Raw genomic sequence first — 13,323 nt, 5'->3', positions numbered from 1 at the left:
CGTCCGGTGCCCCCGAATCGTTCCGGAAGTTCCCCGACTTTCTGTTGGACGCGTGTCCGAATCGCCTCATGCGTCACCTGGCGCCCGTTGTGACTGCACCGAACCGTCCCGGTTCGCCGGAATCCTCACGCATGTCGTTCGATCACTCCCCCGGGTGACCTGCCGCTGACGCATAGTCCGTTCGGGCCATTCAAGATTGGGCCCGAAGGGGGTGTTGCGCTGTGCCCACCTTCCGTAACGTCCTCAACTGGCGGCGGTGAATATGCCGCTGCCGCCGTGGGGGAGCCTCGATTCGGGAGAGGACGGCGCCGGTATGGGCTGGGTAACCGACTGGAGTGCGCAGGCGGCCTGCCGCACTACCGATCCGGATGAACTGTTCGTTCAAGGAGCAGCGCAGAACAGGGCCAAGGCGGTGTGCACCGGCTGCCCGGTGCGCACGGAGTGCCTCGCCGACGCGCTCGACAACCGTGTCGAGTTCGGCGTGTGGGGCGGAATGACGGAGCGCGAGCGCCGCGCCCTGCTGCGCAGGAGGCCCACCGTCACGTCGTGGCGTCGCCTCCTGGAGACCGCGCGCACGGAGTACGAGCGCGGCGCGGGACTGCTCCCTCTGGACGAGGAAGAGGTGTTCGAGAACTACGCGGCGGTGGGCTGAGCCCCACGAGAGCCGTGATCCACACGAGGCCCGCGAGGCCCGTGATCCACGCGAGGCCCGTGAGCCCCGCCGGACCCAGGAGGGCCGGCCAGGGCCGTGCGGGAACCATCGACGCCCGGCAGCGGGGTGGCTGCCAGGTGTCGGGTACGTGCCTGAGTCTTCGCCTTCGGTGTGCCTAGGCCTCGCCTCCGGTGTGCCTAGGCCTCGGCCTCGGTCCTGACGTCGGTCTCGGGCAGCTCCGTCCGGTTGTCCGCGAGCCGGTCGCCGATGTTCCGCAGCCCCGCGAGATCGTGCACGTCGCCGGGCAGCGCGGCCACCTCGGCCACCGCCACGTCGGGATGGCGTGCGGTGAAACGGTCACGCGTGCGCTGCTCGCGCGAGAGCAGCCTCATCCGCTCGGCGTGCAGCCTCAGCAGGCGCGCGGTCAGCTGGTCGACGGTCCCGTCCCTGCCCGGGACGCCGGTGGGGGAGCCTGCCGGCGAGTCGGTGGGAGAGGTGCGCCGTGTCGATGGGAGAGGGTCTGAACTTCCTTGCGTTTCGGGGGAGTTACGAAGTCCAGCTTTCCCGTCCATATGATCCACAATGCGGGTGGCTGCAAGATTTTCCCCAGCCGCCGCGTCCCCGCCGTCACCAGCGGCGACGGCCGCTTCCTCAGTGGCGGAGACGGCCGCGTCCTCGGCCGCGGCGAGGTCGAGACGCTCCGCCGCCGCGAGGTCGAGGCTCTCCGCCGCGGCGAGCGCCCGCTCCGCGGACAGCTGGGCCGCGCCGCTGCCGTGGACGCGGTTGAGGACCAGACCGGCGAGCGGCATGTCCTCGGCGGCCAGCCGCTCCACGAAGTACGCGGCCTCCCGCAGCGCGTCCCGCTCCGGGGCCGCCACCACCAGGAACGCCGTGCCGGGCGCCTGGAGCAGCTTGTACGTGGCGTCGGCACGGGTGCGGAAGCCGCCGAACATGGTGTCCATGGCGGCCACGAACGTCTGCACGTCCTTGAGCAGCTGGCCGCCGAGCAGCTTGCCCAGGGCGCCCGTCATCATCGACATCCCGACGTTCAGGAACTTCATGCCCGCCCGGCCTCCGACCTTGGCGGGAGCCATCAGGACCCGGATCAGCTTGCCGTCGAGGAAGGAGCCGAGCCGCTTGGGGGCGTCCAGGAAGTCCAGCGCCGAGCGTGAGGGGGGAGTGTCGACGACGATGAGGTCCCAGTCGTCCCGCGCGCGCAGCTGCCCGAGCTTCTCCATCGCCATGTACTCCTGCGTGCCCGCGAAGCCCGCCGAGAGTGACTGGTAGAAGGGGTTGCCCAGGATCGCGGCCGCCCGGTCGGGATCCGCGTGCGCCTCGACGATCTCGTCGAAGGTGCGCTTCATGTCGAGCATCATGGCGTGCAGTTCGCCGTCGCCCTCCACGCCCTTCACCCGGCGCGGAGTGTTGTCGAGGGAGTCGATGCCCATCGACTGGGCGAGCCTGCGGGCCGGGTCGATGGTGAGGACGACGACCTTGCGGCCGCGCTCGGCGGCGCGCAGCCCGAGGGCCGCAGCCGTGGTCGTCTTGCCGACACCGCCCGAACCGCAGCACACCACGATGCGGGTACCGGGGTCGTCGAGCAGCGGGTCGACGTCCAGGAGCCGTGCGGCACGGAGGGCACGCGCCGACTCCCGGGCCCGGACGGACCCCCGGGTGTCGCCGGACCCCCGGGCGCGGCCGGTGCCGTGATCGCCGCCGGAGGGCGGGGACGCGTGACCTCCGGTGGAGGACTCGGATCCGGGTGCGCGGGCGGAGTTCCTCGGGGTGCGGGCCGGGTCCGAACTCATGAGATCCCTTGCTGACGCAGTTCCTTGGCCAGTTCGTACAGTCCCGCCAGGTCCATGCCCTCGGCGAGCAGCGGGAGTTCGTGCAGCGGCAGGCCGAGCTCGGTGAGCTGGGCCCGCTGCTCACGCTCCAGGGTGTGGCGCTCCCCGTACTCCGCGGCCTGTTCCAGAAGGGGGCCGACCAGCCGCTCGGCGTTCCCGCCGCGGCGGGCGCCGCCGAGTCCCGCCGTGGACAGCGACTTGGCGATGGCGGCACGCGGGGCGGCGGCCGTGAGCTCCAGGCCGGCGTCGTCGAGGAGGGCGGGCCGCACCATGTTCACGATGACCCGGCCGACGGGCAGCCGGGCCGCGCGCAGCTCCGCGATGCCGTCGGCGGTCTCCTGGACCGGCATCTCCTCCAGGAGGGTGACCAGGTGCACGGCCGTCTCGGCGGACTTGAGGACCCGCATGACCGCCTGCGCCTGATTGTGTATCGGGCCGATCTTCGCCAGCCCGGCCACCTCGTCGTTCACGTTGAGGAAGCGCGTGATGCGGCCGGTGGGCGGGGCGTCCATCACCACGTGGTCGTAGGCGAAACGTCCGCTCTTGTCCTTTCTGCGCACCGCCTCACACGCCTTTCCGGTCAGGAGCACGTCCCTGAGACCGGGCGCGACGGTGGTGGCGAAGTCGATCGCGCCGAGCTTCTTCAGCGCGCGTCCGGCTCCCCCCAGTTTGTAGAACATCTGGAGATAGTCGAGGAGAGCCAGTTCGGGATCGATGGCCAGGGCATACACCTCCCCGCCCCCCGGAGCGACGGCGATCTTCCGCTCCTCGTAGGGCAGCGCCTCTGTCTCGAAGAGCTGCGCGATGCCCTGTCTGCCCTCGACCTCGACCAGGAGGGCGCGATTGCCCTCCGTGGCCAGGGCGAGCGCGAGGGCGGCGGCCACCGTGGTCTTGCCGGTACCGCCCTTGCCGCTGACGACCTGGAGCCTGCTCACGTATTCGAGCCTAACCAGTCCGCGCCCGGGCTACGCGGGAGGCTGTGGATAACAGCGGCTACAGTCGGCCACATGACCAAGTGGGAATACGCAACCGTTCCTCTGCTCGTCCACGCCACGAAGCAGATTCTGGACACCTGGGGCGAGGACGGCTGGGAGCTCGTCCAGGTGGTGCCCGGGCCCAACCCCGAGCAGCTCGTGGCCTACCTGAAGCGGGAGAGGCAGTCATGAGCGCGGTCGAGTCCCGGCTGCGGGAACTGGGCCTGAAGCTGCCCGAGGTGGTCCCGCCGCTCGCCGCCTACCAGCCCGCCGTGCGGTCCGGCGCGTACGTGTACACCGCCGGCCAGCTCCCCATGGTGGAGGGCGGGCTGCCGCTCACCGGCAAGGTGGGCGCCGAGGTCACGGCCGAGGAGGCCAAGGACCTGGCCCGTACGTGCGCGCTGAACGCGCTCGCCGCCGTGAAGTCGGTCGTGGGCGACCTGGACCGCGTCGCGCGTGTCGTGAAGGTCGTCGGCTTCGTGGCCTCGGCCACGGACTTCACCGGCCAGCCCGGCGTCCTGAACGGTGCCAGCGAACTGCTGGGCGAGGTCTTCGGCGACAAGGGCGTGCACGCCCGCAGCGCCGTCGGTGTGGCGGTCCTGCCGCTGGACGCGCCGGTCGAGGTCGAGATCCAGGTGGAGCTGACGGACGGCTGACCCGCCGGGTCCGCCGATGGTCCTCTTGGACCGCCCTCGTCGGTCGTCCTTGTCGGTCGTCCTCGTCGGTCGTTCTGCTCCGGGCACCCGCCCGGAGCAGCCCATTGTCGCCTCTCGAACATCAGCGCACTACGGGATAGCCTCCGCCCATGGCTAATGGGCAGTGGTACCCACCGGAGTGGCCCGAGCGGATCCGCGCGCTCGCGGACGGCACGCTCTCGCCGGTCGCCCCCAGGCGGGCGGCCACCGTCATGCTGCTCAAGGACACCGACGGCGCGCCCGTCGTCCACATGCTGCGCAGACGCGCCTCCATGGCCTTCGCCGGGGGCGCGTACGCGTATCCGGGCGGCGGCGTCGACCCGCGTGACGACGACCGTCACGTCCGCTGGGCGGGCCCCACGCGCGCGTGGTGGGCCGGCCGGCTGGGCGTCGACGAGACGTCCGCCCAGGCCATCGTCTGCGCCGCCGTGCGCGAGACGTACGAGGAGGCCGGTGTCCTCCTCGCCGGGCCCACCCCCGGCACCGTGGTCGGCGACACGACGGGCGAGGACTGGGAGGCGGACCGCGCGGCGCTGGTCGCCCGTGACCTGTCCTTCGCGGAGTTCCTCGACCGCCGCGGTCTCGTCCTGCGCTCCGACCTGCTCGGGGCCTGGACGCGCTGGATCACCCCGGAGTTCGAGCCCCGCCGCTACGACACCTGGTTCTTCGTGGCCGCCCTCCCGGAGGGCCAGCGCACCCGCAACGCCTCCACGGAGGCCGACCGCACCGTCTGGATCAGCCCCACCGACGCGGCGGAGGGGTACGACAAGGGCGAGCTGCTGATGATGCCGCCCACCATCGCGACCCTCCGGCAGCTCGTCCCGTACGCCGCGGCCGCCGACGCCCTCGCCGCCGCGCCCGCCCGCGACCTGACCCCGGTGATCGCCGAGGCACGGCTGGAGGACGGCGAGCTGGTCCTCTCCTGGCCCGGCCACGACGAGTTCACCAAGCACATCCCGAGCGGTGGAGACTCCTCATGACGAACGCGAGCGTGCTCCCGGGCCGGCCGCGGGGCAGCGTGCTGAGCGGCCCCGCCACCGCACGGGCCGTCAACGTACTGGCGCCGAACGCGTCCGCGATGACCCTGGACGGCACGAACACCTGGATCCTCGCCGAGCCGGACTCCGGCCTCGCGGTCGTGGTCGACCCCGGCCCCCTCGACGACGGGCATCTGAGCAGGGTCGTGGAGACGGCCGAGAGGGCGGGGAAGCGGGTCGCGCTGACCCTGCTGACGCACGGGCACGCCGATCACGCGGAGGGCGCCGCACGCTTCGCCGAGCTGACCGGGACCGGCGTACGGGCGCTCGACCCGGCGCTGCGGCTGGGCGACGAGGGACTGGCGCACGGGGACGTCATCACCGTCGGCGGCCTCGAACTGCGCGTCGTCCCGACACCCGGCCACACCTCCGACTCGCTGTGCTTCCACCTCCCGGCCGACGGGGCGGTCCTGACCGGGGACACGGTCCTGGGACGCGGCACGACGATGGTGGCGCATCCGGACGGGCGCCTGGGCGACTATCTCGACTCCCTGCGCCGGCTGCGCTCCCTGACGGTCGACGACGGCGTGCACACGGTGCTGCCGGGGCACGGCCCCGTCCTGGAGGACGCCCAGGGGGTCGTCGAGTTCTACCTCGCCCACCGGGCCAGCCGGCTCGCCCAGGTCGAGACGGCGGTCGAGGACGGACACCGGTCGCCGCAGGAGGTCGTCGCCCACGTGTACGCCGACGTGGACCGCTCCCTGTGGCCGGCGGCCGAGCTGTCGGTGCGGGCGCAGCTGGACTACCTCGGCGAGCACGGACTCATCTAGGCCCTCTCGTTCGGATCATGCCGGGCCGGCGCCGGAGACCTGGAGGCCCCGGGACGCGCTGAGGCCCCGCCTCGGGAGAGACGGGGCCTCAGCGGCTCACGTACAGGCGTTCGTACGCGGCGATGTTCCGGTGGGCCGGCAGGCGGCAGGCGGCAGGGTCAGCGCGAGCGCTTCGCGAGGCGCTCCACGTCCAGCAGGATGACGGCGCGGGCCTCCAGGCGGAGCCAGCCGCGGCCGGCGAAGTCGGCGAGCGCCTTGTTGACCGTCTCGCGGGAGGCGCCGACCAGCTGGGCCAGCTCCTCCTGGGTGAGGTCGTGCACCACGTGGATGCCCTCCTCCGACTGCACGCCGAAGCGGCGGGAGAGGTCCAGCAGCGCACGGGCGACACGGCCGGGGACGTCCGAGAACACCAGGTCGGACATCTGGTCGTTGGTCTTGCGCAGGCGCCGGGCGACGGCGCGCAGCAGCGCGGCGGCCACCTCGGGGCGCACGTTCAGCCAGGGCTGGAGGTCGCCGTGGCCGAGGCCGAGCAGCTTCACCTCGGTCAGCGCGGTGGCCGTGGCCGTCCGCGGGCCGGGGTCGAACAGCGACAGTTCGCCGATGAGCTCACCGGGGCCCAGGACGGCGAGCATGTTCTCCCGGCCGTCGGGCGATGTGCGGTGCAGCTTGACCTTGCCCTCGGTGACCACGTAGAGGCGGTCACCCGGGTCGCCCTCGTGGAACAGCGCGTCGCCGCGCGCGAGGGTCACCTCACTCATGGAGGCGCGGAGGTCCGCGGCCTGCTCGTCATCGAGCGCCGCGAAGAGCGGGGCGCGCCGCAGAACGTCGTCCACGAGTTCTCTCCTATTCGACCTGCTCAGGGGATCTTGTTCCCCCGTACATCCAGGGGACCGTGTTCCCCATTTTGCCGGGCGGTCCAAACAGTGTGATCAGTCACAAGTCTGCCGCACGGTTGTCCCGAGCAGTGTGGCAGGGGGCCAATTGGGGGCTGATCCTCCGGGTCCACGGCGGATGTCGGTGGCGGGCTTTAGGCTGGCCGGGTGTCCAAATAGCCGGTGAGAGCACAGGCCAAGGGGGCTGTACGGGTGGTTGTACGTCGTGATTCCGCTGTGGGCGAACAGGATCCCAGTGGAAGCAGGAAAGCGACAAAAGGGGCAAAGTCGGCTGCAGGGGAGCCGTCGGCCAAGGCGCCGGTGAAGAAGCCGGTGAAGGAGGCCGCGGCGAAGGCCACCAAGGCGGCCGCAGCGGCCGGCAGTGCGAAGAAGGGGACCGCGGCCAAGGCGCCCGCCAAGGCGGCGAAGGCGGCCAAGGCGGCGGGAGTGGCCACGGTGGCGGGAGCGGCCAAGGCCGAGTCCCGTACCGCGCTCGTCCGCCGCGCCCGGCGGATCAACCGCGAGCTCGCCGAGGTGTACCCGTACGCACACCCCGAGCTGGACTTCGAGAACGCGTTCCAGCTGGTGCTCGCCACCGTGCTGTCGGCCCAGACGACCGACCTGAGGGTGAACCAGACGACACCGGCCCTCTTCGCCAGGTACCCGACTCCCGAGGACCTCGCCGCCGCCAACCCGGAGGAGGTCGAGGAGATCCTGCGGCCGACCGGGTTCTTCCGGGCCAAGACCAAGGCCGTCATAGGGCTGTCCAAGGCCCTCAGGGACGACTTCGGGGGCGAGGTCCCCGGCCGTCTCGAGGACCTCGTCAAGCTGCCGGGCGTGGGCCGCAAGACCGCCTTCGTCGTCCTCGGCAACGCGTTCGGGGTTGCCGCTTAGGTACCACGGTCTTCACAGACTCGCTCGCTCCTAGGTAGCGGCCCCGAGGGGTCCACTACGAGACCCCTAGGAGTAGAGGCGTGGGCACCACCACACCGGCCGGTATCCCGGCTAGCTTCCTGCCCGAGCGTCCGGCGCTTGAGGCCGTGGCCGTCAGCTACGTACGGCAGTCCTCGGCGAAAGCCAACAAGACCGAGGCATCTCCGCTCACTCAGCGCGCAGCCAATGAAGCACGGGCCGCTGAACTCAACGCGCGGTTCGTCCGGCACTACGAGGACATTGGCATTTCCGGTTGGGACCCGGACGCCGAACGCCCCGGATTCGAAGACATGTTGAAGGCCGCCCGCGCTGGCGCATTCAACATGCTCATCGTTTACGACCTCTCCCGCTTTTCCCGGCAGGAAGTTCGGCAAGCCATCCAATTGGTTCTGGAACTCCAGAACTACGGCATCACGATTGTCAGCCTTGAGGACGGGGTGTTCCCCCCGAACGGCGACACGTGGCAGCTCATGCAACTCATGATGCGCGCCGACGCTGTGAACAAGGAATCAGAGACCAAGTCCAAGAAAGTCCGCGACGTAAAGGCGGCACAGCGGGCGCGGGGTTCCTGGCTTGGCGGACAGACGCCGTACGGCCTTGACGCTGAGTCGTACATCGAAGGCAAGATGCCGCTTATGCGTCTCGTCCACAACAAGGCCGAGGCCGCGAACCTCCGCCGAGTCGGCGCGCTGATCCTCAAGCACATGAACGACCCGATCACGCGCAAGCCTGGCCAGCGGAACCCCGGCACCCTTTCCGCGCTGTGCGACGACATGAACGCCCGGCGCATTCCGACCCGAGGACAGCGCAAGGGGAAGGAACGGAAGAACTCCACCTGGCAGGTTCGCACGCTGAAATGGATTCTCCTTAACCCCGCGATTGCCGGTATGCGGGCCGACCCGATTTACAAGCTGCGGGAGGACGGCACCAAGACCAACACGCTTGAGGGATACCGGATCATTCGGGATGAGGACGGCCGCCCCGAAACAGTCTGTGACCCGATCATTCCCCCGGCGCAATGGTTCGTCATCCGCGATTGGCTGTTGGGCCGTGGGCAGGGTGAAGGGGTGGCGCGCGGTACGTCTCTCCTTTCCGGTCTCCGCAGCGCTCCCCGTAAGGCTGTCCTCACGTGTGAGTGTGGCCGCCCGCAGTCGGCACAGAACAGCGGGGCCAAGCCCATTTACCGCTGCACTCGGGGAACGACCGTGGCCAGTAATGGCGAACACTCGGGACTCAACCGGGTGATGCAAAGCCACCTTGACGACCACGTGGCCCGGCGCATCTTCGCTGTGATTGCCAGCGTGGAAAGCGGAGCAGCGACGGACGACGAATTGGAGATCGTGGCCGAGGCAACGCGGGTATTCTCCCGTGGCATCGAGAACCCCGAGACGGCCGCCGAGCGAACCGAGGTGGTGACCGAGCGGGCCGACGCGAACAACGCACTGAGCGACCTTTACGACGACCTAGACGCCGGTCTCTACGACGGAAAGATGGGGCGCGACCGGTTCAAGGAAAAGAAAGCGCGTATTGAGGCTCGCATCCGTGCGGCCGATACGCGGCTTGAGGAACTGGCCGACCCGGAAACGATCGAACTCCCGCTGTCCGCTTGGCTGGAGGGGGCCGACAACGGAGACCCGTTGGGCAAGGGATCATGGTGGGCGACGGCCGAACTGGCCGACCGGCGCAGGTTCGTTGAGTTGTTCGTCCGGCGCATCACGGTCAACGCGACGGACACCCCGCACGCTGGCCGAGTGCGCGGCGGGTACGACGTGGCCCCACGAATCGTCCTGGAATTCAACCGGCCGACGGCCGAGGACGAGACGGAGGACTGACGGCCCGTAAGGCTCGCTGAGACACGCTGAGAACCCCGGTGGGAGAACTACCCGCCGGGGTTCTTTCATGTCCGCAGACGGCCGCACAGCGGCTATGCCGACCGGCCAGCGCCGAGGGGGTGAACCCCGGTTGCCGACAACGGGCCCGAGAAAGCCGCAGACGGCCGCGTGAGCGCCGTTCTCCCGCTCGCTGGCCCGGTCCCTGTCGAGACCCCGGATAGGCCGTCAGAGAGCCATAGGGCAAAGCTGTAATCAAAGCATTACGGAGAGTGATAATGGACTCGCCGGCACTCCATATAACGGATTGGTAACGGCCTTGTCGGCAATGCCCGTTCCGACCCTTGTGCGGTTTACCAACTCGCTCTCTGTACTACGAGGGACAGCGGGCGGCGCTAGGTCACGACGTCCTATGACTTAACCGCGCTCGCTGTCCCTCCCTAAGAGTCTTTACCGGCTCACTCTCTTTGCTGTGAAGGCACCCGCCGAGGGTGCTTTTTCTTTGGCCCGTTTTGGATTAATCCAAAGGAGATCCGCCATGCACTCAAAGTGCAACTGTGGTGCACCGCTCCCGCCGTATCACGGGACCGGCCGCCGCCCCATCTATTGCAGCCGCTCATGCCGTAGCCGCGCCTACTACCAGCGCAAGACCTACGGCACCACCCGCTAACCACCCCTTGACGTTAAGGGGTGCTCACCCCAGGAGCCACCCGAAATGACCCGACGACTACCCAGCGGGAGCGCCGACCTAATCGACGTTCCCGCTCGATTCATCCCGCCGACTAACCCCAACATGAGTCCCGGCGAATTCGTGCTCTCGTGCCCTATCTGCGGCTCGCTGCACAGACACGGTGCCGGTGACCCCGACAACCCCGCATATGGGCACCGCGTAGCCCACTGCAAGACCGGCCCCGGCGGGTCGTACAACCTAGTCCCGATGGAGGCCACCCGATGAGCATTGACGCCGATTTTCTAAAGAACCTATCGCCCGAGATTGCGCAGGCTTTCGCCGCGCTCGCGTCACAGAATGCGGCGGCCGACACAATCGACGGAGACAGCGACGACGACCTAGCGCGTGCGCTGTTCGATCACCTCGGGCGCAACGTGCGCTATGACCGGTCCACCGGTTGGGCACTGTTCCCCGAGGGCGGGCACGCGTGGAAGTGGCACCCCAACGGCCTCATGGTGGAGCAGGCAGCGCAGGAATTCATTCGCAATTTCCGCAACAAGATCCGTGACCGGCTAAGCACTTTCGAGTATCGCAACCTCGGTTCCCGCGCCCGGCGTGACGCCGTTGTGGCAATGCTCAAGACGTTGCCCGGCGTCCTGGTGGAGGGCCAGCGCTGGGACGCCAACCCCGATTTGCTCGCGTGCCGGAATGGCGTTGTTGATCTCCGCACCGGTGCTGTCAGCGAGGGACGGCCCGGCGACATGATCACCCGCGCTGTCGGCATCGACTATGACCCCGAGGCCACGTGTCCGCGCTGGCTGCGATTCCTCGCGGAAGTGTTCCCCGGTGACCCCGAACTACCGGCGTACGTACAGCGGCTGATCGGCTATGGCATTACCGGCCACACGCGGGAGCAGGTGTTCGCGGTCCTCTACGGCGAGGGTTCTAACGGCAAGTCGGTATTCCTGAACACGCTTCGGCTGCTGTTCGCGGACCACTCGGCAACGGTGCCTTTCGACATGTTCACCGGCAACGGCACTAAGCGCGGTGGGGCAGACGCCGAGCTATTGCGCGGGGCCCGGCTCGCGCTGGCAAGTGAGATCAACCGGGGCGCGACCCTGGACAGCGCGGCAATCAAGAATGCGACCGGCGGGGAGGAGATCAACGTAAACCCCAAGTACCGCGACCCGTATTCGTTCAAGCCGCAGGCGCTCATTCTCCTTGCCACGAACTACCGGCCGGAGATTCGGGAGCAGGATTACGGCACGTGGCGACGCGTCAAGCTGCTGCCGTTTGAGCGCAAGTTCGAGGCGCACGAACGGGATTACTCGCTTGAGGAAACGCTACGGGCCGAGTTCCCCGGCATCCTTGCTTGGGCCGTTCGCGGCGCTATGGAGTGGCACGCGTACGGCCTCGGGGAGACTCCGTCTGTGGCCGAGGCGACAGCGGACTACCGCGAGGATTCCGACCCGCTAGCCGGATTCTTCCCCGGCGTCCTGGTGGCCGACCCGACAGCGCAGACGCAGACGGCCGACATTTGGGAGGCGTACCGGAATTGGGCCGAGGATCAGGGAATCCCGCCGTTCCGTTCCTCGCGCACTCTCACGCTGGCACTGCGGGAGCGGGACAGTTCCCTAGAGCCGTTCCGCAATGCCAAGGCCCGAGGACTGCGCGGGGTGCGACTGTCGAGTGACGCATTCACCGGTCCCGGCATCTTCAGCGAATGACGCAGGCGTGACACAGCATGACGCTAGTGACGCTGCCTGATGGCCGGTGACGCATGACGTAGGCGGAATTCCTAGGAATCGCCGCAGGCGAGACAGCGGGAGGGGTGGCGGTGACGCATGATGTGTCATCGTCACCGCCTTGTGTCATCGTGCGTCACCCCGTCTGACCTGGGGTTATGACGCTAGTGACGCAAGTGACGCTAGGTTGAAGAAAGTATTTGGAGAGAGACAACCCATAGAGAGAAAGTGTCTGTGAGGGTGCGTCACTAGCGTCACTGCGTCATCCCCGCTGTAGTGCCGAAATGGCCTCCAGTCGGCATTGTCTCAACTCGGTAACGGAATGCCGGTCGGCAGTCGTTATCCCGAGAATTCCGACCCATTCCCTTTACCAACTCACTCTCTTGGTAGTAGCGGCGGGGAGACCTGCCGTCACGGGAGTTGGGTGGCTTCCCCTTCGGCACGTGGCCGGTCGTTTCTCCTGCGATCGGCCCGGCCGTCGGATCACCCCTCAACGTTAAGGGGTGATGAGCCCCGATTCCCCGCCTGCGGCTGCATCCGCAATCCTCCTCATTCTTCGGTGAGTTGAAGTCACGCGCGCATATAGCGGCGTACTCCTCGCCGTTCGGGCCCCCTTGCCCGCTGTGGTCTATGCAGAGACCCGGCGCGTAAGGGGGCCCTTTCTCGTATCCGGAAGGAATCACCCGATGACCGCACACGACATGACCACGCCGGGGGCGGGTTCAAACTCCCGCCTGAACAGCGCGCGAATGCAGCAGGGTTCGACCGAGAATGCCGACCGGCTACTAAGCGAGCGTCGGGCCGGTTCCTCCGCTGTGAGCTATGCCGACGTTTACGAGGAACGCGCCGCACGCAAGGAAGCGGAGCAGCGCGAGCTAGAGGCATACCGGGCCGAGGAAAAGGCAGACGTCGAACGGCGCAAGCGTCAGGAATTGGGCGAGCGCTGGCAGGACGACCTAGCCCTTGAGCCGAATTCCAGCCTCACCGAGCAATTGGCCGCAGCGCGTAAGAGTCATGCCGAGTTCATGCAGCGCGCCGAGGGCGAGGAACTAGCCGCCCGCATCGTTACTGGGATTCTCCGTCCCGGTTCCTGATAACCACCACTCCCGAGGAAGTAACCCAATGACCGAGATCACTACCCCCGAGGACCTACTAACCCCGAACGTCGAGTTCATGATGCGCAACCGGCGTCATGGAGCCCTAGCCTCGCGCTTTCACGAGATGGGGTGTCCGAGGCTTGATCAAATAAGCGGAGAGTGCTCCTGACCTGCAACGATGGGACTTGTCGAGGGTCCTGTT

Annotated in this window: 11 protein-coding genes and 1 pseudogene; 9 read left to right on the top strand and 3 right to left on the bottom strand. The window is 68.2% G+C overall.

Features of this window, described 5'->3' with window-relative positions:
- The first annotated feature begins 313 nt into the window (after nucleotides 1-313).
- Nucleotides 314-652 carry a transcriptional regulator WblA gene (wblA, locus tag ACFY93_RS22010; RefSeq protein ID WP_391361611.1) on the top strand — a complete coding sequence of 113 codons (339 nt, stop codon included), beginning with the start codon at nucleotides 314-316 and terminating at the stop codon, nucleotides 650-652.
- 197 nt (nucleotides 653-849) lie between these two features.
- On the opposite strand, the gene ACFY93_RS22005 is transcribed toward wblA, so the two are convergent.
- Together ACFY93_RS22005 and ACFY93_RS22000 are read right to left on the bottom strand one after the other, a co-directional pair.
- On the bottom strand, nucleotides 850-2,460 hold the full coding sequence (locus ACFY93_RS22005; protein ID WP_391361610.1) for an ArsA-related P-loop ATPase: 1,611 nt from the start codon (nucleotides 2,458-2,460) through the stop codon (nucleotides 850-852).
- Nucleotides 2,457-3,434 carry an ArsA-related P-loop ATPase gene (locus ACFY93_RS22000; protein ID WP_391361608.1) on the bottom strand — a complete coding sequence of 326 codons (978 nt, stop codon included), beginning with the start codon at nucleotides 3,432-3,434 and terminating at the stop codon, nucleotides 2,457-2,459. The genes ACFY93_RS22005 and ACFY93_RS22000 overlap by 4 nt, the downstream gene beginning before the upstream one ends.
- Nucleotides 3,435-3,506: 72 nt before the next feature.
- On the opposite strand from ACFY93_RS22000, the gene ACFY93_RS21995 reads away from it, so the two are divergent.
- From ACFY93_RS21995 to ACFY93_RS21980, 4 genes are all read left to right on the top strand, one after another.
- Nucleotides 3,507-3,665, top strand: a complete 159-nt coding sequence (locus ACFY93_RS21995) for a hypothetical protein (RefSeq protein WP_391361606.1) — start codon at nucleotides 3,507-3,509, stop codon at nucleotides 3,663-3,665.
- Nucleotides 3,662-4,129: an Atu1372/SO_1960 family protein gene (locus ACFY93_RS21990; protein ID WP_391361603.1), complete on the top strand. Its 468-nt coding sequence runs from the start codon at nucleotides 3,662-3,664 to the stop codon at nucleotides 4,127-4,129. Before ACFY93_RS21995 ends, ACFY93_RS21990 begins: the two co-directional genes overlap by 4 nt.
- A 149-nt stretch (nucleotides 4,130-4,278) precedes the next feature.
- The gene (locus tag ACFY93_RS21985) at nucleotides 4,279-5,148 is read left to right on the top strand and encodes an NUDIX hydrolase (RefSeq protein ID WP_391361600.1); all 870 of its coding nucleotides are present in this window, start codon (nucleotides 4,279-4,281) and stop codon (nucleotides 5,146-5,148) included.
- Nucleotides 5,145-5,975, top strand: a complete 831-nt coding sequence (locus ACFY93_RS21980; RefSeq protein ID WP_391361598.1) for an MBL fold metallo-hydrolase — start codon at nucleotides 5,145-5,147, stop codon at nucleotides 5,973-5,975. Before ACFY93_RS21985 ends, ACFY93_RS21980 begins: the two co-directional genes overlap by 4 nt.
- 158 nt (nucleotides 5,976-6,133) lie before the next feature.
- Here the strand turns inward: ACFY93_RS21980 and ACFY93_RS21975 are convergent, their stop codons facing one another.
- Nucleotides 6,134-6,808, bottom strand: a complete 675-nt coding sequence (locus ACFY93_RS21975) for a cyclic nucleotide-binding domain-containing protein (protein WP_391361595.1) — start codon at nucleotides 6,806-6,808, stop codon at nucleotides 6,134-6,136.
- Nucleotides 6,809-7,060: 252 nt separating this feature from the next.
- On the opposite strand from ACFY93_RS21975, the pseudogene nth reads away from it, so the two are divergent.
- From nth to ACFY93_RS21955, 4 genes and pseudogenes are all read left to right on the top strand, one after another.
- A pseudogene (gene nth, locus ACFY93_RS21970) lies at nucleotides 7,061-7,729 on the top strand (endonuclease III domain-containing protein); the annotation flags it as partial.
- Between the two features lie 92 nt (nucleotides 7,730-7,821).
- Nucleotides 7,822-9,612, top strand: a complete 1,791-nt coding sequence (locus ACFY93_RS21965; protein ID WP_391361592.1) for a recombinase family protein — start codon at nucleotides 7,822-7,824, stop codon at nucleotides 9,610-9,612.
- A 948-nt stretch (nucleotides 9,613-10,560) separates the two neighbouring features.
- The gene (locus ACFY93_RS21960; RefSeq protein ID WP_391361590.1) at nucleotides 10,561-12,006 is read left to right on the top strand and encodes a phage/plasmid primase, P4 family; all 1,446 of its coding nucleotides are present in this window, start codon (nucleotides 10,561-10,563) and stop codon (nucleotides 12,004-12,006) included.
- A 704-nt stretch (nucleotides 12,007-12,710) separates the two neighbouring features.
- Nucleotides 12,711-13,118 carry a hypothetical protein gene (locus ACFY93_RS21955; RefSeq protein WP_391361588.1) on the top strand — a complete coding sequence of 136 codons (408 nt, stop codon included), beginning with the start codon at nucleotides 12,711-12,713 and terminating at the stop codon, nucleotides 13,116-13,118.
- The last annotated feature ends 205 nt before the right edge of the window (nucleotides 13,119-13,323 follow it).

The sequence above is a fragment of the Streptomyces sp. NPDC008313 genome (genome assembly GCF_042956125.1).
GTDB lineage: Bacteria > Actinomycetota > Actinomycetes > Streptomycetales > Streptomycetaceae > Streptomyces.
Note: the sequence above shows the minus strand (reverse complement) of the source record. Positions and strands in the feature narration are given on the sequence as shown.

Bases quoted from the DNA above. Each gene is read 5' to 3' on its own strand.
- ACFY93_RS21980 (WP_391361598.1), top strand. From the start codon at position 5,145: ATGACGAACGCGAGCGTGCTCCCGGGCCGGCCGCGGGGCAGCGTGCTG.
- ACFY93_RS21995 (WP_391361606.1), top strand. From the start codon at position 3,507: ATGACCAAGTGGGAATACGCAACCGTTCCTCTGCTCGTCCACGCCACG.
- ACFY93_RS22005 (WP_391361610.1), bottom strand. From the start codon at position 2,460: ATGAGTTCGGACCCGGCCCGCACCCCGAGGAACTCCGCCCGCGCACCC.
- ACFY93_RS21960 (WP_391361590.1), top strand. From the start codon at position 10,561: ATGAGCATTGACGCCGATTTTCTAAAGAACCTATCGCCCGAGATTGCG.
- wblA (WP_391361611.1), top strand. From the start codon at position 314: ATGGGCTGGGTAACCGACTGGAGTGCGCAGGCGGCCTGCCGCACTACC.
- ACFY93_RS21990 (WP_391361603.1), top strand. From the start codon at position 3,662: ATGAGCGCGGTCGAGTCCCGGCTGCGGGAACTGGGCCTGAAGCTGCCC.
- ACFY93_RS21955 (WP_391361588.1), top strand. From the start codon at position 12,711: ATGACCGCACACGACATGACCACGCCGGGGGCGGGTTCAAACTCCCGC.
- ACFY93_RS21985 (WP_391361600.1), top strand. From the start codon at position 4,279: ATGGCTAATGGGCAGTGGTACCCACCGGAGTGGCCCGAGCGGATCCGC.